Raw genomic sequence first — 21,784 nt, forward strand, 5'->3', positions numbered from 1 at the left:
GCGCCAGGACGACGCGCGAGCGCCACCGACCCCTTGTGACCCGTGGCACAGTTCCCGCCAGATCGCTGCGTCGTCCCACGATGTTGCGGTCGGCTGCCGTCCGCATCCGAGAGAGGAACTCGATGACCCTGTCAGCACCGCAGGAATCGACCCCTGCTGAGCCCGCCGTGACCACCGACGTCCTGGTCGTGGGCTCCGGCCCGGCCGGGGCGTCGGCAGCGCTGCTCCTCGCCACGTACGGGACGTCGACGCTCCTGGTCACCAAGTACGGCCGGCTGTCCGACACCCCCCGAGCGCACATCACCAACCAGCGCACGATGGAGGTGATGCGGGACGTGGGCCTGGAGGAGCGGCTCATGCGCGAGGCGACGCCCTGGGAGTCCATGGGCAACACGACCTTCTGCACCAGCCTCGCGGGGGAGGAGCTCGGCCGGATCCCCTCCTGGGGCACCGACACGGTGCGGCACGCCGACTACGAGCTGCAGAGCCCGACCTCGATGCTGGACGCCCCGCAGACGATCACCGAGCCGATCCTGGTCCAGGCCGCGCAGGAACGCGGGGCGCGGGTCCGGTTCGACACGAGCTACGTCTCGCACGTCCAGGACGACGACGGCGTCACGACGACCCTGCAGGACCGGCTGACCGGCCTCCAGTACACCGTCCGGTCGAAGTACCTGGTCGGGGCCGACGGCGCGCGCAGCCAGGTGGCCGCGGACCTCGACCTGCCGTTCGAAGGGCCGGGCGCGGTCGGTGGCGCGCTGAGCATCGTCTTCGAGGCCGACCTCTCCCGGTTCGTGGCCCACCGGCCCTCGGTCCTCTACTGGATGCTGCAGCCGGGGGCCGAGCGCGAGGGCGTCGGGCTGGGCGTGCTCCGCATGATCAAGCCCTGGAACGAGTGGATGCTCATGTGGGGCTACGAGGTCGCCGGCGGCCCACCCGACCTCAGCGACGAGGTCGTCCGCGAGCTGGCGGTCGCGCTCGTCGGCAGCGACGACTTCGAGATGCGGGTGAAGTCCCGCTCCCCGTGGACGGTGAACCACCACTTCGCCACCACCATCGCCCGCGGGCGGGTCTTCTGCGCCGGCGACGCGATCCACCGCCACCCACCGACCAACGGCCTGGGCTCGAACACCTCCATCCAGGACTCCTACAACCTGGCCTGGAAGCTGGCCCACGTGGTGGCCGGGACAGCGGACCCGTCGCTGCTGGACAGCTACGACGCCGAGCGGGCACCGATCGCCCGGCAGGTCGTCGAGCGGGCCAACCAGAGCATCGCGGACACCGGCCGGATCCTCAGCGCGCTCGACCTGGAGCACACCGAGGCAGCGGCACTGGAGCGCCAGCTCGCGCTCTGGAAGTCGCCGGGACCGGAGGGCGAGAAGATCCGCACGGCGCTCCGGGAGGCGATCGCCTACAAGGCGCACGAGTTCGACGCCCACGGGGTCGAGCACAACCAGCGCTACGCCAGTTCGGCGGTCGTCGGCGACGGGACGTCGATGCCGGAGTACCGCCGGGACCCGGTGCTCTACGCCCAGCCGACCACCTGGCCCGGCGCCAAGCTCCCGCACACCTGGGTGACCCGGGACGGGCACCGCATCTCCACCCTCGACCTGGTGGGCCGGGGACGGTTCAGCCTGGTGACCGGCATCGGCGGTGAGGCGTGGCTGGCCGCAGCCCGCACGCTCGGCGACGAGCTCGGGCTGCCGATCACCCCCGTCTCGATCGGGCCGGGTCAGCCCGTCGAGGACCCGTACGGCACGTGGGCCGACCTGCGGGAGATCGAGGACGGCGGCGTCCTGCTCGTCCGGCCGGACGGGTACGTCGCCGCCCGCTACCCGTCCACGCCGCCGTCGGAGCAGCAGGCCTCCGACTGGCTGGCGGGTGCGCTGCGCACCGTGCTCGGCCGCCAGGAGGGCTGAACCCGCGCGTGCCCCGGTCGTCCGCAGGAGCAACGAGCCTGCGGACGACCGGGTCAGGGGGCGACGGGCACCCGCACCAGGTCCGGGACCGAGCCGAACAGCGGCACGAGTGCGAGGTCTGCCGCTCGTGGGGTGAGGTGCACCCCGGCGATCATGCAGCGCACCGACCCGCCCGCCAGCTCGACCGTCGGCACGGCCACCGGCAGCAGCTGGGTGGTCGCCTCGATCCGCCGGCGCTGGGCCGGGGTGAGGCTGGCGGCGGCACGGGCGGAGAGCGCCAGCACCGGTCCGTCGCGGCCGGTCAGCTCGATGGCGTTGCCGGCGAACTCGCGGACCTGGTGCTCGGAGAGCTCGACGACGTCCCGCCCCGTGGCGGTGAGCCGGTCGACCACCCGGGCCCGGTCGACGGGCGTGCTGATCATCCCGAGGCCGACGAGCGCCACCGCGCTGCCGACCGACATGAGCACGTTGGTGTGGTAGACCGCCCGGCCCTCGGCGTCGGCCGTGTCGAACAGCAGTGCCTCGTAGCCGAAGGTCGCGCAGAACCGCGCCAGCGCCCGGGGATGTGCCCGGTGGGAGCGGGAGACGTAGGCGACCCGCTCCCGGTGGTCGAGCACCATGGCGCCGGTCGACTCGAGGAACAGCCCGTCCCGCTCCATGTCGGAGAAGTCCACGACCTGCGTCACGCGGTAGCGGTCCTCGAGCAGTTGCACCACGTCGGCGCGTCGTTCGCTGCGCCGGTTGACGGCGAACATCGGGTAGAGGGCGACCCGCCCGTCGGGGTGGGTCGACAGCCAGTTGTTCGGGAAGACGCTGTCCGGGCGGTCCTGTGTGTGGTCGTCGAAGAGGTGCACGACCACCCCCGCCGCCTCCAGCGCCTCGGCCAGCCGGGTCACCTCGTCCCGCGCCCGGGCGGCGACACCGACGGCGTCCGGCCCGGCGGGCAGCGACTGGAAGGCGTTGTCGACCCGGGTCAGCTCGTTGGGCCGGAAGTGGTGCGGGCGGATGAGCACGACGGCACCCGGTGCCTGTGCGGGCGCCGCCATCAGGCTCCGACCGGGACGACGACGGCGATCGGTGCGGCGGAGAGCCGGCGGATCGTGGTGCGTACGTCGACGAGCGCAGTCATCCGAGCCTTCCTGTCAGCGGTACCTCAAGGCTAGGAACGGACGATGTGCATCCGCAACGAACGTTCAGTGCGATCCTGTGTGCTGGGATGAGCAGTATTGACGCTGGGATTGGACTTTCTGCATGGCTGCGCTCACCGACCTCGATCGCCGGCTGCTCGCCGTCCTGCGCGAGGACGGTCGGGCGCCCGTCGCCGAGATCGCCCGCCGGCTCGGGGTCACCCGGGCCACGGTGACCAGCCGGATGGACCGGTTGGTGGGCGAGGGCGTCATCGTCGGCTTCACCGTGCGGGTGCGGGAGGACGCGGTCGCCGGTGAGGTCCGGGCGGTCACGCTGATCGAGGTGGAGGGCCGCTCGACGGACGCGGTGATCCGCCGGCTGCGGGGCTTCACCGAGATCGACGCGCTGCACTCCACCAACGGCGGCTGGGACCTCGTCGCCGAGGTCCGCACCCGTGACCTGATGGAGTTCGACCGGCTGCTCGGCCGCATCCGGTCGATCGACGGCGTCCTCAACAGCGAGACCAGCCTGCTGCTGTCCTCCGTGCTGCGCTGACCCCGGCCGGCGCATCAGTCCTCGGTCAGCCAGACGGCGGTGTTCGGCGGCAGGGCGATGCTGCCGGCCGAGGCGTGCACCCGGGTGGCCGAGGCGAGCAGCACCTGACCGCGGGAGCGGACCAGCACCGTGGTCGCGCCCATGTTGACCACGCAGCGCACCGTCTCCTCCTCCCCGACACAGCGGACGGTCAGGACGTCGCCGCGGGTGCTCACCGTCGCCTCGCCGGAGCCCAGCGCCGGGTGGGCGGCACGCAGAGCCAGGGCCCGCCGGTAGAGGGTCAGCATCGAGCCGCCGTCCCGGGTCTGCCCGGAGACCGCGTAGCCGCTCCACTCGGCCGGGATGGGCAGCCACGGCTGGGCCGCGCCGTCGGGGGAGAAGCCGACGCCGTCCGAGTCGTTCCACGGCATCGGCACCCGGCAGCCGTCGCGGCCGGCGCGCTCGCCGCCGCTGCGGAAGAAGATCGGGTCGGTCTTCGCCTCGTCCGGCACCACGGCCTGGGGCAGCCCCAGCTCGTCGCCCGCGTACAGGTACGCCGACCCCGGCAGTGCCAGCATCAGCAGCGCGGCGGCCCGGGCGCGGGCGGTGCCCAGGGCGCCGCCGCCGAAGCGGGTGACCTGCCGGTCCTTGTCGTGGTTGCCGAGCACCCAGGAGACCGGGGCGCCGACCTGACCGAAGGCGTCGAGCGCGCTCTGCACCCCATCGGCGAAGGCCGCGGTGTCCCACGGTGACTTGAGCAGCCGGAAGGAGAAGGACTGGTGCATCTCGTCGGGCCGGGAGTACAGCGCGACCTGCTCCAGGTCGGCCAGGCAGACCTCGCCGACCAGCATGGTGTCCGGGTACTCGTCGCAGACCGACCGCCACTGGCGCCACACGTCGTGCACCTCGGGCTGGTTCCAGGTCATCGCCTGCTCGGGCCCGTGGCCGAACAGGGTGGGGGAGTAGGCGCCCGGGTTGTCCCGCAGCCCGGCGTCCTTGAACAGGCCGTAGGCGACGTCGACCCGGAACCCGCTGACCCCACGGTCGAGCCAGAACCGGAGCGTCTTCTCGAAGTCGGCGGCGACCGCCGGGTCCCGCCAGTTCAGGTCCGGCTGCTCGGGGGCGAACAGGTGCAGGTACCAGCGGCCGTCCGGGGTGCGCGACCAGGCCGGGCCGCCGAAGAGCGAGCGCCAGTTGTTCGGCGGCTCCTCCGACGGCGGGGCGAAGTGGTACCGGGCGGCCTCGGGGGAGTCGGGGTCGGCGAGTGCGGCCTGGAACCAGGGGTGCTGGTCAGAGGTGTGGTTCGGGACGACGTCGAGGACGACGCGCAGCCCGAGCTGCCGGGCGTCGGCGACCAGGGCCTCCAGGTCGGCGACGTCGCCGTAGTCGGGGTCGACCGCCCGGTAGTCGCAGATGTCGTAGCCGCCGTCGGCCCCACCGGAGGGGTAGTGCGGGTTGATCCAGAGGGCGTCGACGCCCAGCCAGGACAGGTAGGGCAACCGGGAGCGCAGGCCGGCCAGGTCGCCGATCCCGTCGCCGTTGCCGTCGGCGAAGGACCGCAGGTAGACCTGGTAGACCACGGCCGACCGCCACCAGGGCGACGGGGACCGCTGGGCCGCGACCTGCTGCTCGGTCGAGGTCCGCATCGTTGCGAGCCGACGTGACATGTCCTCACCATCGGCAGCTCAGCCGGCGAACTGTGTGGCGCGCATCACGAAGGGCCACCGCGGTCTCTGGCGGATCTCGCCAACCCGGCGCGCCGGGGCCGGCCGGTCGGGGGGCTCAGTCCGATGGCGGGAGCAGGCGCGGGGCGAAGACCTCGTCGATCGGCCGCGGGCCGATGTACTGGCGGCAGCTGCAGGCGACCCAGGTGTGCCCGGCCCACTTGCCGCGCTTGGTGTAGGCGTCCCGGGCGATCTCGGAGTGGCACGTGCCCCGCTCGGGGTCGTGCTGGCTCAGCGGGTGGCCGCAGGCGCACACGGCCTGGGGCACCGGCGGGCCGGTCGGACGGCGACGCCCCAGCCGGCCGGCCGCGTAACCGACGGCGATCAGCAGTGCACCCACACCCAGGCTCACCGGGTCCACCGGGACACCCCCTCCAGTCGTCGTCGACGGTAGCGCGGGAGCCGGGACGGCGGGACACCCATGATTGGCCCTCTGTGACGCGGGGCACAGGAAGAGCGTGGACAGCTACGCCGTCGGATTCGCCCGGCCGGACCGTCGATCCTGGGCCCAGCCGGTCGACCAGCCCAAGTCCTGGCACGCCGTCGAGGCGCACCGGCCCGCCGAGGAGCTCGACGGGGAGGTGGAGCTCGCCGTCTGTGGGTCGATCGTGCAGATCTGGGGCTCGCAGCAGTGGCAGCGGATGAGCAGGGGCCGCGACACCTGTGCCGAGTGCCGGCGCCTCACGGCGCCGGCACTGCGACAGGTCGGCTAGATCGACTGCGGGGTGTCCGCCGGCTTCCGCTCGGCGCGAGCGCTCCGACGACCGGTGATCGCCGAGATCCCGGTGATGTCCCGGCCCACGATGAGCGCCTGCACGTGGTCGGTGCCCTCGAAGGTGTAGATCGCCTCGATGTCGGCGTGGTGCCGGGCGATGTGGTGCTCGAGCAGGATCCCGTCGCCGCCGAACAGGTCCCGGGCGTCGGCCACGATCGCCCGGGCCTTCTTGCAGTTGTTCATCTTCGCCATCGAGGCCATGGCTGCGGTCATCCGACCCTCGTCGGCGAGCTTGCTCAACCGCCAGCTCAGCAGCCGCATGCTGGTGATCTCGGCCAGCATCCGGGCCAGCTTCTCCTGCACCAGCTGGTAGCCGGCGATCGGCTGGCCGAACTGCTCACGCTGCATCGTGTGCTTCAGCGCCAGCTCGTAGGCGGCCTCCGCGATGCCCAGTGCCCGCCAGGCCACGGTGTACCGGGTGCGGTCCAGGACCACGGAGACGTCCTTGAACGAGCGGCAGTTGGCCAGCTTGTTCTCCGCCGGCACCCGAACCTCGTCCAGGGTGATCTCGGCCTGCCAGACCGCCCGCAGTGCGGTCTTCCCGGTCATCCGGGTGGCGGTCCAGCCGATCGAGCCCTTGGGGACGACGTACCCGCCGACCGCACCGTCGGAGTCCCGGGCCCAGATGAGCACCAGGTCGGCGATCGTGCCGTTGCCGATCCACTTCTTGGCGCCGTTGAGCACCCACTCGTCGCCGTCCCGGCGGGCGCTGGTCTCCAGGGCGACGGCGTCCGAGCCGTGCGCGGGCTCGGTGAGGCCGAACGCGCCGATCAACTCCATCCGGGCCATCGCCGGCAGCCACCGCTCGCGCTGTTCCTCGTCGCCCAGCAGCTCGATCGACTGCATGGCCAGGAAGCTGTGCACCCCGTAGAAGGTGCCCAGGCTGCCGTCGGCGCGGGCCCACTCGGCGGCGACCAGCCCAGCGGCGACCGCGCTCATCCCGGGGGAGCCGTACCCGGCGACGGTGCCGCCGGCGATGCCCAGCTCGGCCATCTTCGGGACCAGCTCGAACGGGAACTCGGCCCGCTCCCAGTAGTCGTTGATGATCGGCGTGACCTCGCGCGCGCAGAAGTCGCGGACCCGGTCCCGCAGCTCGATCTCCTCCGGCTCCAGGAGGTCGTCGAGGGCGTAGAAGTCAGAGGAAGCGTCGTTGCTCACCGCTGCGAAGCTACCCCTGGCTGGCACTCGGTGCCGTGTGCTCAGCGCCGCTCCAGGGAGCCGCGCAGGAGGGCTGCCTGCCCAGCGTGCTGGAGGTCGTCACCGACGACGCTGAGCAGCCGGACGCCGAGGGTCACCGGCGGGTCCCAGCGCTCGTCGACGACCCGGTCGAGGTCCGCGGCGGTCAGCGTGCCCACGAACTCGGCGGTCCGGCGGTGCACGTCGGCGTGGTAGCCGAGGAGCAGTTGCGGGTCGGTGACCTGGGTGCGTGCGACGTCGGTACTGCTGAACCCGTAGCCGATGGCGCCCGGGTCGAACGGCAGCCCGAACCGGTCGTGCCACCCGGCGTCGGTGTAGGCCTGCTCGGTCCCGGCGACCTCCGACACGTGGTCGTCCTGCACCCGGGTCAGGTGCCAGACCAGCCAGGCGATCGTGTTCGCGTCCGGGTCGATCCGGGCGGTCAGCAGCTCGGGGGCGATGCCCTCGACCGCCCCGCGGACGGCCTCCTCGACGTTGTCGAACGCAGTCAGCAGCAGGTCCTGGCTCTCCATGATCGCCGGGCTACCCGAGCGCCCGGCGGATCACTCGCCCGGCGGCTCGCTGGCCTCCTCCAGCTGCTCGACCTGCTCGGGGGTGGCCTGCTCCAGGGCGATGTCCCGGGGCTCAGGGAGGTCGTCGTCGGCCGGTGTCGTCATGACGACACCCTGACCCGACTCCGGGGCGCACGCTAGGTTGCCGGGGACATCGACCCGGCAGGAGGCCCGTGTTCACCCTGTTCTCGCGATTCTCGCGGGTGGTGCAGGCCCGGTTGCGCGGCTGGCGGCTGCCGCTGGCCGTCCTGGTCTTCGTCTTCGTGACGAGTTGGCCCGCGATGGCGCTGGTGGAGGGGGCCGACAGCGACATCGTCGCGCCGGCCAACTACTGGTGGTACTTCGTCGTCACCTCCGCCACGGTCGGCTACGGCGACCTGTTCCCGGTCTCCGCCGCCGGCCACGTGGTCGGGGCCTACGTGATCATCGGTGGCATCGTCACGCTGACGTTGCTGTTCACCCGGCTGGCCGACTACCTGCAGTCGGTCCGCAGCCGGCGCCTGAAGGGTGTGGAAGAGCTGGACCTGACCGATCACGTCGTCGTGCTGGGGTACTTCCCGGGCCGCACCGAGCGGATGCTCTCCGAGCTGGCCGCCGAGGGGCGCAGCCGGGTCGCGCTGTGCGCCTGGGAGGACGTGCCGGAGGACCCGGTGCCGGAACGCACCGAGGTGTCCTTCGTCCGTGGCGACCTCAGCCACGCCGACGTCATGACCCGGGCCAACGTGGCCGCGGCCCGCGTGGTGGTGATCGACGGGCGGGACGACAACGAGACGCTGGCGGTCGCGGTCGCGGTGCACCACGCGGCCCCGGACGTGCACAAGGTGGCCGCGCTGCGCGACCTGGACCGCCGGGACAACCTCCGGTACGTCGACTCCCGGATCGCCTGCGTGCAGTGGCACATGCCCTTCCTCATCACCGAGGAGGCGCTGGACCCCGGGCTCACCGACGTCTACGGCGACCTGATGAGCAGCCACGGCCACGGCAACACCTACTCGGTCCGGCTGCCTTCCGGGCACCGGCTGGGCACCTTCGGGGACTGCCAGATGCGCTTCGGGCAGGCCTTCGGCGCGACGGTGCTGGCGCTGCGCGGGCCCGACGGCCTGACGGTCAGCCCGGCCTGGGACACCCCGGTGGCCGACGGGACGACGCTCTACTACGTCGGCCGCCGCCGGATCGACGCCGGGGAACTGCTCGCCGCCCGCTGAACCGGCTGTTTGCGTCGGCCGAGCACCTCGTCGATGCTGGCCGCCCCGGACCGACCACAGCGAGGAGCGGGCTCGATGCAGCAGTCGGCGACGCAGCGCACCGGCGGTCGGGCGGCGCGCTGGCAGGCCCGGATGGGGGCCGGCCTCGTCGGCTACCTGGTGTTCGTCGAGTTCACCAGCGGCGTCCTGCAGGGCTACTACATCCCGCTGCTCACCGACATCGCCCGGCACCTGGGGATCAACGACGCCGACGTCAACTGGCTCGAGGCCGGCCAGCTGATGCTCTCCGCGATCGCCGTCCCGGTGCTGGCCAAGCTCGGTGACCTGCACGGGCACCGCCGGATGCTGCTCTGGTCGGCGGTCGTCGTCGCGGTGGCCACCATCGTGCTGGCGTTCGCCCAGACGTTCCCGGTGTTCCTGCTGGCCTGGGCCGTGCAGGGCGTCTACGCGGCCTGGCTGCCGCTGCAGGTGGCGCTGATCTACAGCCGCTCCCGCGGGCTGCCGGACACGGCGGCCCGCACCCGGCGGGCCACCGGCCTCATCGTCGCCGCGCTGCAGCTCGGCGCCATCGTGGGCGCGCTCAGCGGCGGGGTGATCGGCGGCCTGCTGGGCGACGCGCTCTGGCTGGTGCTGCTGGCCCCCGGCGTGCTCGTCGTCGGGGTGGTCGTGGTCGTCTGGCGGCTGGTGCCGGAGGGGACCGACCGGATGCAGGGGGTGGTCGACTCCGGCGGTGCCGCGCTGCTGACCGCGATCCTGCTGGTGGTCACCGGGGGGCTGACGTTCGTCCGGCTCAACGGTGAGCAGGCCTGGCCGTGGCTGGTGGTCGCGGCCGGCCTCCTCCTGGTGGTGCCGTTCGTGCGCTACGAGCTGCGGCAGCCCGACCCGCTGGTCGACTTCCGCGTGCTGCGCAGCTCGGCGATGTGGCCGGTGCAGCTGACCGCGGGGCTGTTCGGGGTCAGCGTGCTGGGCGCGCAGGGCCCGCTGTCCACGTTCGCCCGCACCGACCCGGACGTCTACGGCTACGGCCTCGGGCTGACGACCAGCTCGGTGTCGCTGGTCATCGGCGCCTACGTGATCTCCATGCTGGTCGGTGCGAGCCAGTTCGCCCACGCCTCGCGGCTCACCACGCCACGGCTGACCCTGATCGGTGCCGCGTCCCTGGTCGCCACCGGCTACCTGCTGCTGGTGCCCTTCCACGACCAGCTCGGCCAGGTGCTGGCCGGCATGACGATCGCCGGTCTGGGCTCCGGGGCGCTCGTCGCGGCCCTGCCCGCCGCCGCCGCAGCGGCCGCCCCGGCCGGCCGCACCGCCGTCGCCACCGGGCTCACCAACACCACCAAGGTCATCGGCGGCATGTTCGCCTCCTCGGTGTTCGCCCTGGTCCTCGCCGCCGGCGCGCCCGTGCTGGCCGGCGGGGTGGCGGGCACCGCCGGGTCGCTCACCGGGTACGTGACGGTCTGGACCATCTGCGGCAGCACGGCGCTGGTCGCCGCCGTCGCGCTCGTGTTCGTCCCGCGGCTGGCCTTCGCCGACCCCGCGCAGACCGAGGACCGCACCGTTGCGGCCCGGGAGGAGACAACTGGATGAAGCGGACCCTGCTCACCACCGGAGCCGCCGTGGGAGCCGGCGCCGCCCTCACCCGGGTGCGCCGCTTCCGGCCACCGGCCCACCCGGAGGTGCCGCCCGCAGACGTCGCCGCCGTCGACGCCTGCCGTGCCGCCGACCACCTCGCGCAGCTGATCCGCATCCCGACGGTCTCCCGGCGCGACCCCGAGCAGGCCGACCAGTCGGTCTTCACCACCTTCCGGGAGCGGCTGGCCGAGCTCTACCCGCACACCCACCGGGAGCTGGAGCTGGAGCTGCTGGGCACCGGGGCACTGCTGTTCCGGTGGCGCAGCGGCAGCGACGCCCCGCCCCTGGTGCTGATGGCGCACTACGACGTCGTCCCGGCCGACGGCCAGGCGTGGACGCACGACCCGTTCGCGGGGGAGGTCATCGACGGCGTCGTGCACGGTCGGGGCGCCATCGACGACAAGGGCGCCCTGGTCGCCGTCCTGGAGGCGGTGGAGTCGCTGCTGCACGAGGGCTTCCGCCCGGCTCGGGACGTCTACCTCTCCTTCGGCAATGACGAGGAGGTGGCCGGCACCGGCGCACGGACGGCGGCCGAGACCCTCGCCGCACGGGGGATCACCCCCTGGGCGGTCGTCGACGAGGGCGGCGCCGTGGTCACCGGCGTCTTCCCCGGCGTCCCCGGACCGATCGCCGTCGTCGGCATCGCCGAGAAGGGGGTCGTCGACCTCGAGCTGACCACCGAGGACGCCGGTGGGCACGCGTCGTCGCCGGTCCGCGGCGGCGCACCTGCCCGGCTGGCCCGAGCAGTGGTCCGCCTGGACGAGGACGCCTTCCCGGCCCGGGTCAGCGACGTGGTGCTGGCGCTCGTCGACACCGTCGGCCGGCACGCCTCGGCCGGGTACCGCGCGCTGTACGCGCATGCCGCGCTGCTGCGGCCGGCGCTGGCCCCCCTGCTGTCCCGCGCCGGCCGGGAGGCCAGCGCCCTGGTCCGGACGACGGTGGCGATCACCCAGCTGGAGGGCAGCCGGGCACCCAACGTGCTCGCGACCCGGGCCCGCGCGGTGGCCAACGTCCGGGTGGTGCTCGGGGAGACGGCCGAGTCGGCGATCGACCGCATCCGCCGGGTCGTCGACGACCCGAGCGTGCGGCTGTTGGCGACTCGCGCCGACGACCCGTCGCCGGTGTCCCGGACCGACAACGAGGCCTGGGCGACGCTGACCGCGGCGATCCGGGCGGCGCACCCGGGGGCCACGGTGACCCCGTACCTGATGGTGCAGGCCAGCGACGCGCGGCACTTCGCGACGATCAGCGACAGCGTCTACCGCTTCATGCCCTTCGACCTCAGCTCGGCGCAGCTCGCGTCCCTGCACGCCGCCGACGAGCACCTCACGGTGGCGGCGCTGGCGCGCGGGGTGGCGTTCTACCGGGAGCTGCTGCAGCGGTCGTGACCTGCTCCAGCTCGGCCACGGCCAGCTCGGCCTCCACGGCGGCGACCGCGGCGGCAGGAGCGGGCAGCCAGCCCGAGGCCAGCACCGCCCCGTCGCAGATCAGCGACTCGACCACGATCCCGGCCCGCACCGAGCGCCACAGCGCCGCACCCCGCAGCCCGCGGCGGCGCCCGTCGCTCAGCAGGGCCGGGACCAGCCACACCCAGTTCGTCGGCGAGACGACCTCGACGGCGACGTCGCGGGGGAGCGCCGCGCGCAGCGCCCGGTAGACCGCGCCGACGTCGTCGACCGGGGGCACGTGCCGGTGCCCGCCGCCGGAGTCGAAGGGACGGGTGGCGCCGCTGCAGCAGCCGCCTCCGCCCGCGGCGGCGCGCGGTCCCCGGACGAGGACGACCCGGTGCCTCATCGCGGTTCGTCGCGCGAGGTCTGGCCCAGCTCCGTCTCGTCGGTGGGGGACGTCGGGTTGGCCCGGGCGACGGCCGGATCGGAGGTGGGCCGCGCCTCGGCGCCGGGCTGCGGACGCTCCCGGAACGCCGTGCGCAGCGCCATGGCGGCCTCGACCATCAGCCAGATCGCCAAGATGAAGATCAGCGCGTCCAGCGGGGCGAGCACCCAGTTGTCGGCCTCGACGAAGCGCTGCAGGTTGACGACGAGCGCCCAGGAGGTCATCGCCAGCAGGAAGACCAGCGGGATGAGCACGGCCAGCGGGTTGCGGCCCTGGCGGGTCACCCACACCGCGATGACCGACAGTGCCAGCCCCGCGGTCAGCTGGTTCGTCGTCCCGAACAGCTGCCAGAGGACGCCGAAGGTGTAACCGGCCTCCCCGCCGCCGGGCAGCAGCGCCATCGCCATCGGGATGAGCACCGCGACGGTGGTGGCGAGGGTGAGGTTCCGGGCCAGCGCCCGGACCTTGATGATCTCGCCGATCTCCTGCACGACGTAGCGCTGCAGCCGCACGCCGGTGTCCATCGTGGTCGCGGCGAAGCTGATCACGACGACCGCGGCGAAGATGGTGGCCAGGTCCAGCGGGACGCCGATGTTGTTGGCGAACACCGCGACGCCGTTGACGAAGTTGCTGGTGGCGCCCCCGGAGGCGGTGGCGAAGTCGGGGTAGAGCGCCTGCCACTCGGCCTGGGAGGCGGCCACGCCCGCGGTGGCGGCGAGCACGGCGCCGGTGGCCAGCGAGCCCTCGCCGACCGCGCCCATGTAGCCCACGTAGCGGGCGTCGGGTTCGGTGTCGAGCTGCTTGGACGTCGTCCCCGAGGAGACGAGGGAGTGGAACCCGGAGATCGCGCCGCAGGCGATGGTGATGAACAGGAACGGGAAGAAGCTGGGCGCGCCCTCCGGGACGTCGTTCACCAGCGGCGCCTGGATGGTGTTCATCCCGACGATCACGCCGACGGCGATGACGGCGAGGGCGATGAAGAGCTGGTGGCTGTTGATGTAGTCACGCGGCTGCAGCAGCACCCACACCGGGATGCGCGAGGCGATCCAGGTGTAGGCGAACAGCAGCACGACCCAGACGTTGCGGGTCTGCTCGACCCCGAGCGCCTCGGCCAGGCCGTCGAGCTCGATCGGGAAGGCGTTGCCGACCAGGATCAGGGCGTAGAGCACGATCACGCCGACGATCGAGGGGATCAGCGCCGAGGAGCGGGTCCGGTAGATGTACTGGCCGATCGCCATGGCCAGCGGGATCTCGACCACGATCGGGATGACCGCGCCGGGGTTGGCCACGAACAGGTTGCCGATGACCACCGCGAAGACGGCGTTCACCAGGGTCAGCAGGAAGAAGATGATCGCCAGGAACAGCATCCGGGCCCGCCCGTTGACCACCTCTCCGGCCAGCGTCCCGATGCTCTTGGCCTTGTGCCGCACCGACACCACGAGCGACCCGAAGTCGTGCACGCCGGCGGCGAAGATCGTGCCGAGCACGATCCAGGCCAGCGCCGGCCCCCAGCCCCAGAAGACGGCGATCGCCGGGCCGACGATCGGTGCGGCGCCGGCCACCGAGGTGAAGTGGTGGCCGAACAGCACGTGCTTGTTGGTCGGCACGTAGTCGACGCCGTCGTTGAACTCGTGCGCCGGCGTCCGGAAGGCCGGGTCCAGCACGTAGACGTTGCGCGCCAGGTAGCTCGAGTAGTACCGGTAGCCGAGGAAGAACAGCACCCCGACGACGGCGGCCACGGCGAATGCGGGCACGGTCGACCCCCCACGTCCTGGGCGGCCGGACGACCACCGCAGGGCGAAGGGTAGACAGTTGCTGTGACCAGCACCACAGCACTGAGCACCGCGGTCCGGGCCGCCGGGGTGGCCGAGCTCCTGTGGCGGTCCGACGGCCGGTCACCGGGCGCGCTCGGCGTGGTGCCGCTGTGGCTGGGGGACCGGCCGGCGGTGGCGCTGCCCTGGGCCCAGGTCGAGGCGGCGCACGCGGCCGCCGCGGGAGGCGAGGCCGCGCTGGTGCTGTCGGACCCGCGGCTGGCCGGGCCGGGCTGGCAGCCGCTGGTGGCCACCGGCCGGCTGACCCTGGTCGAGGACGGCGACGGCAGCCTGTTCACCGAGCAGCTGCTGGACCAGGAGCTGCGCAAGCACCCGCCGTCCCGGGCACTCGCCGACTCACCCATGCTGCGCCGGGAGCACTGGTGGTACCTGCCGCGGCTGGTCCTGCTGCTCGATCCACTCGACGTCGTCCCCGGCGGGCGGCGGGACGGCCCGGCCGACGCGGTGCTCGCGGTCGACGACGACGGGCTGCACGTGCGCACCGTCCGGGTCACCGACTGGGACGCCGACCCCCTCGAGGTGACCGGTGCGCCGCCCGGTGCCCGCGGGCCGGCCGTGCTGGTCGGTCAGGAGATCTCCGTGCCCGACGCGGAGCGGTGGACGGTGCACGTGACCAGCGGTCACTGTGCCGACGGCCGGCTCACCGGGGTGCGACCGGCCGAGCGCCGGGCGCTGGAGCCGGTACCGGGCCTGCGTGTGCGGGTGCGGCGGCAACGGGCGCTGGAACGCGGCTGCCGCCAGGCGCTGCGGGCGGCCGGTCATCGGTGACCGCAGGCGCGGGGGGTCAGCCGGTGCTGGGTGCGTCGGTTCTGGGTGCGTCGGTGCTGGGTGCGTCGGTGCTGGGTGCGTGGGCCGTGGGCACCGGCGGAGGGTCGGGCAGCAGGGTGCTGAGCATCCGGGCGCTCATCTCCACCAGCGGCAGGTGGCGGGTCAGGGCGCGGGGCTGTGCGCGGGAGGCCACGCCGCACAGGGTGCCGAACACCGCACCGTCCCGGGTGACCAGCGGGACGCCGATGTAGGCGGCGACCCGCTCGGCGTGCCCGGTCATCAGGTCGCGGTAGGCCGGGGTGGCGGCGGCGACCGTGGCGACCCGGGGGCCGACGCCGCTCACCATCGAGTGGCAGAAGCTCTGCTCCCAGGGCACCACCGTGCCCTGCGGGATGACCTCCTGGGGATGGGAGAACAGCACCACCTGCGCCGGTTCCTGGAGGTGGGTGACCATCCAGACGTCCAGGCCGACGGTGCGGTGCAGGAAGGCGAGGGAGGCGCGGGCAGCCGCCGTCCAGTTCTCGAACGGGACGACGTCGTCCACGACGAGCTGGACCATGCCCCGATGATCCGCCTCGTCCGGCAGGCAACCACCGTCCGCAGACGACGCAGATCCGGTACCGGCGCGACCTCGCCTACGCGTGATCGTCCGCTTACTCCTAGCGACGGTCGGGGGGCTGCGGTGTCGGTACCGTGCAGGCCATGGCCACGAGCAGGTCCGGTGAGCCCGGGACCACCGATGCGCCGGTCCGGCCCGGGCTCCCGCGCTGGCTCTGGTACGCGATGGGCGGCGCGCTGCCCGCGCGGCACGCCAGCTGGGTGCTGCACGACACCACGACCGCGAGCTGGGGCTGGCGGCACGTGCTGCGGGCAGGGGTGCAGATGGCGGTGCCGATCGCGCTGGTGCTCCTGTTCGTCCCCGGCCCGTTCTGGATCCGCGGCATGACCGCCCTCGGCGGGCTGCTGCTCGGGCTGATCTTCTCCCTCGCCTACATGACCGAGACGACCGAGAACCGGGTGAAGAAGGCCGGGTACCCGGTCGGCACCGCGCAGACGGTCCGCGACCGCGCGCAGGTCGGCCGGGACGCCCAGCAGGCCGCGCGGCGGCGGGCGGCCGCGGAGAAGCGGGCCGCCCGGTACCGGGAGCGTCAGGGCCGCTGAGCCCCCGGGGCGTCGAACCAGGCGACCTGCTCGGGCAGCGCGGTGAAGGGGTTCGCCCACTCCGAGGGGGTGCCGGTGATCGGCTGTGCGTCGGTGACCACGACGAACGGCGTCCCCGGGTAGACGGCGAGCACCCGGGTGGGGGAGGAGAACTCCTCGGTGCGCTCGATCAGCTCCCCGCGGCGCAGCTGCTGGGTGGTGCGGCGGCCGCGCAGCTCCTCACCGACCGCGGCGACCCACTCGGTGCCGTCCTGGGTGAAGACGATCCACCGCACCCGCCGCCCGGGCGGCGCCGGCTCGCAGCCGGCGAACTCGGCCAGCGCGTCGTAGAGCCGCTCGGCCTGCTCGTCGTCGCTGGCTCGCGGCAGGAAGAAGGCCACCATGGCCACCATCCTGGCGGCAGGCGCCGACAGTCATGCGCCGTGGTCCCGGTCAGCCTCCGCCGCTGCTCCGGAGCACGTCGAGGTTCCCCGCCCGAGCTGCCTCGAGGCGGAGGCGCTCGAGCTCGGCCTGCACAGAGGACAGCTCGGCGGAGGAGCGCAGCAGCTGGATGAGCGCGCCGGCGCTGTCCGCCCGGGCGGCGCGGGCGAGGGAGTCGATCAGCTCCCGCAGCGAACCGCTGCGCTCACCGTGGTCGAGCAGGCGCGCGACGCCGTTGGCCGTGGTGCGCACGTCCTGGACGAGGAACGGCAGCTGGCGCACGGTGTAGCCGATCAGCACGAGCAGGTCGAACGGGAGGCGGACGAGCGCGACGACGGCCGGGATCAGCCCGAACGTCGGTGGCGGGGGCCGGTCGGCGGGACCCAGGTCGTCATCGGGTGTCATGGCTGGCTCCTGGGTGGTCGTGGTGCGGCCTGCGCTGAGCCGGCACCTGGCGGGGATGTTAAGGAGGAGCCGCTGGGCTCGCATCCTCGTTCGCCGGGCTACCCCAGCCGACGGCGGAGCAGCTCGTCCTCCTTGCGCAGCACCACGGCGACCAGCTCCCGCACCGCCCCCTCCGCCTGCCGGCCGATCAGCGGGGCGTCGACCGCGGCGTCGCCGGTGACCGTCGAGCGGGTGCCCGCACCCTCGGGGAGCAGCCGTCGCTCACCGGTGACCTGGACGGTCCGGCCGAAGACCTCGGCCCGCACGTCCAGGTCGGTGCGGTGGCCGCCGGCGCCGTCGGGGGCCCAGTCGCTGTGCTCGACGACCGAGACCGACGAGCCGACGAAGCGGGCGAACACCGGCGGGATGCCCTCGGTGGGCGCGGCCAGCCGCGTGGTGGTGCTCGTGCCGGTCACGGTCAGCTCGTGGACCTGGGCGCCCAGGGCGTCGGCACGGTCGCGCAGGAACTGCTCGTCGGTGAGGAGCGCGAGGACGGCGTCCGGGGTGGCGGAGTAGGTGCTGGCGGAGTCGATGGGCACGCCCCCATCGTCGGCGGTGCGGGCCGTCCGCGCCCTGCGAACCCCCCGGTGATCGACAACCGACCAAGCACACCCTAAGTTGTGTTAGCCAAACCTCAGCTGCTCGCCGGGCGAGCGCTGCACCACCACCTGGAAGGACCCCATGCGTCGCGCCTCGAGACTCCTCGCAGTCTCCACAGCAGCCCTGCTCACCGGCGGCCTCGCCGCCTGCTCGTCGTCCTCGGCGGGCGAGGGGGAGACGGAGGCCGCCGCCGACTTCACCCCGATCACCGTCGAGCACGCCTTCGGGACGACCACGATCGACGCCGAGCCCGAGCGGGTGGCCACGGTCAACTGGGCCAACCACGAGGTGCCGCTGGCCCTCGGCGTCGTCCCGGTCGGCATGGCCGCCGCCAACTTCGGGGACGACGACGGCGACGGCATGCTGCCGTGGGTCTCCGAGCGGCTCGAGGAGCTGGGCGGCGAGACCCCGGTGCTGTTCGACGAGACCGACGGCATCGACTTCGAGGCGGTCGCCGACACCGACCCCGACGTCATCCTCGCCGCCTACTCGGGGCTGACCCAGGAGGACTACGACACGCTGAGCGAGATCGCTCCGGTCGTGGCCTACCCGGAGGCCCCGTGGGCGACGCCGTGGCGGGAGATGATCGAGGTCAACGCCGCGGGCATGGGCATGGCCGAGGAGGGTGACGAGCTCATCGCCGACATCGAGCAGGACATCACCGACACCGTCGCCGAGCACCCCGAGCTCGAGGGCAAGTCCACGATGTTCCTCACCCACGTGGACACGTCCGACCTGAGCGAGGTCAGCTACTACACCCCGTTCGACACCCGCAGCGCCTTCTTCACCGACCTCGGGCTGTCCACCCCGTCCAGCGTGGCGGCGGCCTCCACCGACAGTGAGCAGTTCTCCGGGACGGTCAGCGCCGAGCAGGTCGACGTCTTCGACGACGTCGACATCATCGTGACCTACGGCGGCCAGGAGCTGGTCGACGCGCTGAACGCCGACCCGCTGCTGTCGCAGATCCCGGCGGTCGCGAACGGTGCGATCGTGCTGCTCCCGGACACCCCGCTGGGCACGGCGGCGAACCCGACGCCGCTGGCCATCTCCTGGGTGCTCGAGGACTACGTCGCCATGCTCGCCGAGGCTGCTGACAAGGCAGCATGACCTCGGTCCGGCCTGCCCCGGCCCCGGACGCCGCCCCCGCGCGGCGCCCGGGGCCGGTCCGGTTCCTCTGGCTGCTGGTCGTGGTCGGGCTGCTGGTCGCCCTGATGGGCGCCTCCGTCGCGATCGGCTCCCGGGACGTCGGCTGGTCGGAGATCCTGGCGGCCCTCGGTGGCTCCGCGGAGACCATGGGCGAGGCCGCGGTGACCAAGCGGATCCCGCGCACGGTCCTGGCGGTCGTCGTCGGCGCCGCGCTGGGGCTCTCCGGTGCGGTCATGCAGGGCGTCACCCGCAACCCGCTGGCCGACCCCGGGGTGCTCGGGATCAACATGGGCGCCTCGCTCGCGGTGGTCGCCGGCATCGCCTGGTTCGGCCTGTTCTCCGCGACCGCCATCGTCTGGACGGCGATCGTCGGCGCCGCGGTCGCTGCGGTCTTCGTCTACGCCGTGGGCTCGCTGGGCCGGGGCGGGGCGACGCCGCTCAAACTGGCCCTGGCCGGGGCGGCCACCTCGGCCGCGCTCACCTCCTTCATCACCGCGATCGCCCTGCCCCGCGGGGACATCGTGGAGAACGTCGTGTCCTGGGAGATCGGCGGCGTCGGTGGCGCCACCTTCACCGGCATCGGCACCGTGGCGCCGTTCCTCCTCGTGGGCCTCGCCGTGAGCCTGGTGTCCGCGCGCAGCCTGAACTCACTCGCCCTGGGCGACGAGCTCGCCGCCGGCCTGGGGGAGCGCGTGGCGCTGGCCCGGGGTGTGGCCGCGCTGGGCTCCGTCCTGCTCTGCGGCGCCGCCACCGCGGTCGCCGGGCCGATCGGGTTCGTCGGGCTCGTCGTCCCGCACCTGTGCCGGCTCCTGGTGGGCGTGGACCACCGGTGGCTGCTGCCCTTCTCCGCGATCGTCGGCGCCTGCCTGCTGACCGGCGCCGACGTGCTCGGCCGCATCGTGGCCCGCCCGACCGAGCTGGACGTCGGCATCCTCACCGCCCTCATCGGGGCTCCGTTCTTCATCGCGATCGTCCGCCGGCAGAAGGTGCGCGAACTGTGACCGCCGTCGTCTCGCCACCGCCCTCGACCGTCGACACCGTCGCCCGCGGGCGGGTCCGCCGTGCCTCCCGCCGGCGCCTGGTGATCACCGTGCTCGCGGTCGCCGTCGTCGTCGCCTTCGCGGTGACGCTGATGGTCGGGCGGACCTTCTACCCGCCGGGGGACGTGCTCCGCGTCGTCCTGGGCTCCGACGTGCCCGGCGCCTCGTTCACGGTCGGGCGGTTGCGGCTGCCGCGCGCCGTCCTGGCGGTGGTGGCCGGGCTCAGCTTCGGCCTGGCCGGCGTCACGTTCCAGACGATGCTGCGCAACCCGCTGGCCAGCCCCGACGTCATCGGCATCACCTCGGGGGCCAGCGCCGCGGCGGCCTTCGCGATCGTGATCCTCGGCTGGTCCGGTACGGCGGTGTCGGTCACCGCCATCGTGGCGGCGCTCGGGGTGGCGCTGCTGATCTACACGCTGGCGTTCAAGGACGGCGTCGCCGGGACCCGGCTGATCCTGATCGGCATCGGCGTCGCCGCCATGTGCAAGAGCATCACCTCCTACGTGCTGTCGAAGGCCGGTGCCTGGGACTTCGCGGAAGCGCTGCGCTGGCTGACCGGCAGCCTCAACGGCAGCACCTGGGAGGCCACCGTGCCGACCCTGATCGCGCTGCTGGTGTTCGGGCCGGTGCTGTTGGGGCAGACCCGGAACCTCTCCGCGCTGCAGCTCGGCGACGACACCGCCTCCGCACTGGGGGTCCGTGTCGAGCGCACCCGGGTGATCGCGATCGTCGCCGCGGTGGGCCTGATCGCCTTCGCCACCGCCGCCTGTGGTCCGATCGCGTTCGTGTCCTTCCTGGCGGGCCCGATCGCGGCCCGGCTCGTGGGGCCGAACGGCTCGCTGCTCGTGCCGGCCGCCCTGGTGGGGGCCCTGCTCGTGCTCGTGGCCGACCTGTGCGGCCAGTACGCGTTCGGCACCCGCTACCCGGTCGGCGTGGTCACCGGGGTGCTCGGGGCGCCGTACCTCATCTACCTGATCGTCCGCAGCAACCGCACCGGAGGCTCCCTGTGACCGCCATCCACTCCCTGGCAGCCGAGGACCTCACGCTGGCCTACGGCGACCGCACCGTGATCGAGGGGCTGGACCTGCTCGTGCCGCCGGGGCGGATCACCGCGGTCGTCGGGGCGAACGCCTGCGGGAAGTCGACGCTGCTGCGGTCGATGTCGCGGCTGCTGGCCCCGCGCGGCGGGCGGGTGCTGCTCGACGGCAAGGCGGTCCACCGGCTGCCGGCCAAGGAGCTGGCCCGGACGCTGGGCTTGCTGCCGCAGTCGCCGATCGCGCCGGAGGGGATCACGGTCGCCGACCTCGTCGGCCGGGGACGGCACCCGCACCAGCGGGTGTTCTCCCGGTGGAGCGCGGCGGACGACGCCGCGGTGGCGGCCGCGCTCGACGCGACCGAGACGACGCCGCTGGCCGACCGGGCCGTCGACGAGCTCTCCGGTGGGCAGCGCCAGCGGGTGTGGATCGCCATGGCGCTGGCCCAGCAGACGGACGTGCTGCTGCTGGACGAGCCGACGACCTTCCTCGACGTGGCCCACCAGATCGAGGTGCTCGACCTGCTGACCGACCTGAACCGGGCCCGCGGGACGACGATCGTGATGGTGCTGCACGACCTGAACCTCGCCGCCCGGTACGCCGACCACCTGGTCGCGCTGTCCGGCGGCCGGATCCACGCGGCGGGGGAGCCGGCGGACGTGCTGACCGAGGAGTGCGTGCGGGCGGTGTTCGGCCTGGAGAGCCAGGTGATCGTCGACCCGACCTCGGGCAAGCCGCTGATGCTGCCGATGGGCCGCCACCACACCGCCCCGCGGGCCGACGTCCTGCAGGGCACTCCCGGGAGCTGACCCGCCGGGCTCGTCGGTGGGCAGGGGCGGCG

General features: G+C 73.3%; 23 protein-coding genes. 12 read left to right on the plus strand and 11 right to left on the minus strand.

The genetic code is table 11. The annotated features are described in order from the left end of the window. The first annotated feature begins 167 nt into the window (after window positions 1-167). Window positions 168-1,919: an FAD-dependent oxidoreductase gene (locus tag O2V61_RS06625; RefSeq protein WP_269182509.1), complete on the plus strand. Its 1,752-nt coding sequence runs from the start codon at window positions 168-170 to the stop codon at window positions 1,917-1,919. 53 nt (window positions 1,920-1,972) lie between these two features. Here O2V61_RS06625 and ctlX read toward each other — a convergent pair whose 3' ends face one another. Next, entirely contained in the window at window positions 1,973-2,965 is a 993-nt protein-coding gene (ctlX, locus tag O2V61_RS06630; RefSeq protein WP_269182510.1) for a citrulline utilization hydrolase CtlX, read from the minus strand. Window positions 2,966-3,170: 205 nt separating this feature from the next. Here ctlX and O2V61_RS06635 point away from each other — a divergent pair, with 205 nt between their 5' ends. Further along, the gene (locus tag O2V61_RS06635) at window positions 3,171-3,602 is read left to right on the plus strand and encodes an Lrp/AsnC family transcriptional regulator (RefSeq protein WP_269182511.1); all 432 of its coding nucleotides are present in this window, start codon (window positions 3,171-3,173) and stop codon (window positions 3,600-3,602) included. Window positions 3,603-3,616: 14 nt separating this feature from the next. On the opposite strand, the gene O2V61_RS06640 is transcribed toward O2V61_RS06635, so the two are convergent. Further along, window positions 3,617-5,227 (minus strand): glycoside hydrolase family 13 protein, encoded by a 1,611-nt coding sequence (locus O2V61_RS06640; protein WP_269182512.1) that lies wholly within the window; start codon window positions 5,225-5,227, stop codon window positions 3,617-3,619. Between the two features lie 136 nt (window positions 5,228-5,363). Further along, on the minus strand, window positions 5,364-5,666 hold the full coding sequence (locus O2V61_RS06645; RefSeq protein ID WP_269182513.1) for a hypothetical protein: 303 nt from the start codon (window positions 5,664-5,666) through the stop codon (window positions 5,364-5,366). A 97-nt stretch (window positions 5,667-5,763) separates the two neighbouring features. On the opposite strand from O2V61_RS06645, the gene O2V61_RS06650 reads away from it, so the two are divergent. Next, window positions 5,764-6,018 carry a hypothetical protein gene (locus O2V61_RS06650; RefSeq protein WP_269182514.1) on the plus strand — a complete coding sequence of 85 codons (255 nt, stop codon included), beginning with the start codon at window positions 5,764-5,766 and terminating at the stop codon, window positions 6,016-6,018. On the opposite strand, the gene O2V61_RS06655 is transcribed toward O2V61_RS06650, so the two are convergent. Continuing rightward, the gene (locus O2V61_RS06655) at window positions 6,015-7,238 is read right to left on the minus strand and encodes an acyl-CoA dehydrogenase family protein (protein WP_269182515.1); all 1,224 of its coding nucleotides are present in this window, start codon (window positions 7,236-7,238) and stop codon (window positions 6,015-6,017) included. The two genes, O2V61_RS06650 and O2V61_RS06655, sit on opposite strands and share 4 nt — an antisense overlap. 41 nt (window positions 7,239-7,279) lie before the next feature. Beyond that, window positions 7,280-7,789 (minus strand): mycothiol transferase, encoded by a 510-nt coding sequence (locus tag O2V61_RS06660; RefSeq protein ID WP_269182516.1) that lies wholly within the window; start codon window positions 7,787-7,789, stop codon window positions 7,280-7,282. 212 nt (window positions 7,790-8,001) lie between these two features. Between O2V61_RS06660 and O2V61_RS06665 the strand changes: the two genes are divergently transcribed. The 3 genes from O2V61_RS06665 (at window position 8,002) to O2V61_RS06675 (ending at window position 12,053) form a co-directional block, all read left to right on the plus strand. After that, the gene (locus O2V61_RS06665) at window positions 8,002-9,033 is read left to right on the plus strand and encodes a potassium channel family protein (RefSeq protein ID WP_269182517.1); all 1,032 of its coding nucleotides are present in this window, start codon (window positions 8,002-8,004) and stop codon (window positions 9,031-9,033) included. A gap of 75 nt (window positions 9,034-9,108) precedes the next feature. Continuing rightward, a complete protein-coding gene (locus tag O2V61_RS06670; protein WP_269182518.1) occupies window positions 9,109-10,620 on the plus strand; it encodes an MFS transporter in 1,512 nt (503 codons plus the stop codon). Then, entirely contained in the window at window positions 10,617-12,053 is a 1,437-nt protein-coding gene (locus O2V61_RS06675; protein ID WP_269182519.1) for a M20/M25/M40 family metallo-hydrolase, read from the plus strand. Before O2V61_RS06670 ends, O2V61_RS06675 begins: the two co-directional genes overlap by 4 nt. Here the strand turns inward: O2V61_RS06675 and O2V61_RS06680 are convergent. Together O2V61_RS06680 and O2V61_RS06685 are read right to left on the minus strand one after the other, a co-directional pair. Further along, window positions 11,992-12,459, minus strand: a complete 468-nt coding sequence (locus O2V61_RS06680) for a hypothetical protein (RefSeq protein WP_269182520.1) — start codon at window positions 12,457-12,459, stop codon at window positions 11,992-11,994. The genes O2V61_RS06675 and O2V61_RS06680 overlap by 62 nt on opposite strands. Continuing rightward, the gene (locus O2V61_RS06685; protein ID WP_269182521.1) at window positions 12,456-14,252 is read right to left on the minus strand and encodes a carbon starvation CstA family protein; all 1,797 of its coding nucleotides are present in this window, start codon (window positions 14,250-14,252) and stop codon (window positions 12,456-12,458) included. The genes O2V61_RS06680 and O2V61_RS06685 overlap by 4 nt, the downstream gene beginning before the upstream one ends. A 63-nt stretch (window positions 14,253-14,315) precedes the next feature. Here O2V61_RS06685 and O2V61_RS06690 point away from each other — a divergent pair, with 63 nt between their 5' ends. After that, complete coding sequence (locus O2V61_RS06690) at window positions 14,316-15,098, plus strand: hypothetical protein (RefSeq protein WP_269182522.1); 783 nt, start codon at window positions 14,316-14,318, stop codon at window positions 15,096-15,098. A 16-nt stretch (window positions 15,099-15,114) separates the two neighbouring features. On the opposite strand, the gene O2V61_RS06695 is transcribed toward O2V61_RS06690, so the two are convergent. Then, the gene (locus O2V61_RS06695) at window positions 15,115-15,657 is read right to left on the minus strand and encodes a GAF domain-containing protein (protein WP_269182523.1); all 543 of its coding nucleotides are present in this window, start codon (window positions 15,655-15,657) and stop codon (window positions 15,115-15,117) included. Window positions 15,658-15,800: 143 nt separating this feature from the next. Between O2V61_RS06695 and O2V61_RS06700 the strand changes: the two genes are divergently transcribed. Further along, the gene (locus O2V61_RS06700) at window positions 15,801-16,259 is read left to right on the plus strand and encodes a DUF5313 family protein (protein WP_269182524.1); all 459 of its coding nucleotides are present in this window, start codon (window positions 15,801-15,803) and stop codon (window positions 16,257-16,259) included. Here O2V61_RS06700 and O2V61_RS06705 read toward each other — a convergent pair. From O2V61_RS06705 to O2V61_RS06715, 3 genes are all read right to left on the minus strand, one after another. Then, window positions 16,247-16,642: a hypothetical protein gene (locus tag O2V61_RS06705; protein WP_269182525.1), complete on the minus strand. Its 396-nt coding sequence runs from the start codon at window positions 16,640-16,642 to the stop codon at window positions 16,247-16,249. The genes O2V61_RS06700 and O2V61_RS06705 overlap by 13 nt on opposite strands. Window positions 16,643-16,691: 49 nt before the next feature. Beyond that, window positions 16,692-17,084, minus strand: a complete 393-nt coding sequence (locus O2V61_RS06710) for a hypothetical protein (RefSeq protein WP_269182526.1) — start codon at window positions 17,082-17,084, stop codon at window positions 16,692-16,694. 98 nt (window positions 17,085-17,182) lie between these two features. Next, a complete protein-coding gene (locus O2V61_RS06715; RefSeq protein ID WP_269182527.1) occupies window positions 17,183-17,662 on the minus strand; it encodes a DUF2505 domain-containing protein in 480 nt (159 codons plus the stop codon). Window positions 17,663-17,804: 142 nt separating this feature from the next. Here O2V61_RS06715 and O2V61_RS06720 point away from each other — a divergent pair, with 142 nt between their 5' ends. From O2V61_RS06720 to O2V61_RS06735, 4 genes are read left to right on the plus strand one after another with little or no spacing between them, the layout of a single operon-like run. After that, window positions 17,805-18,830 (plus strand): iron-siderophore ABC transporter substrate-binding protein, encoded by a 1,026-nt coding sequence (locus O2V61_RS06720; RefSeq protein WP_269182528.1) that lies wholly within the window; start codon window positions 17,805-17,807, stop codon window positions 18,828-18,830. Continuing rightward, the gene (locus O2V61_RS06725; RefSeq protein ID WP_269182529.1) at window positions 18,827-19,870 is read left to right on the plus strand and encodes a FecCD family ABC transporter permease; all 1,044 of its coding nucleotides are present in this window, start codon (window positions 18,827-18,829) and stop codon (window positions 19,868-19,870) included. The genes O2V61_RS06720 and O2V61_RS06725 overlap by 4 nt, the downstream gene beginning before the upstream one ends. After that, window positions 19,867-20,919 (plus strand): FecCD family ABC transporter permease, encoded by a 1,053-nt coding sequence (locus O2V61_RS06730; RefSeq protein WP_269182530.1) that lies wholly within the window; start codon window positions 19,867-19,869, stop codon window positions 20,917-20,919. The genes O2V61_RS06725 and O2V61_RS06730 overlap by 4 nt, the downstream gene beginning before the upstream one ends. Then, entirely contained in the window at window positions 20,916-21,752 is an 837-nt protein-coding gene (locus O2V61_RS06735; protein WP_269182531.1) for an ABC transporter ATP-binding protein, read from the plus strand. The genes O2V61_RS06730 and O2V61_RS06735 overlap by 4 nt, the downstream gene beginning before the upstream one ends. Window positions 21,753-21,784 lie beyond the last annotated feature (32 nt).

Origin of the sequence: Modestobacter sp. VKM Ac-2985 (genome assembly GCF_026967925.1) — a bacterium.
In the GTDB taxonomy this organism is placed as follows: Bacteria; Actinomycetota; Actinomycetes; order Mycobacteriales; family Geodermatophilaceae; genus Modestobacter.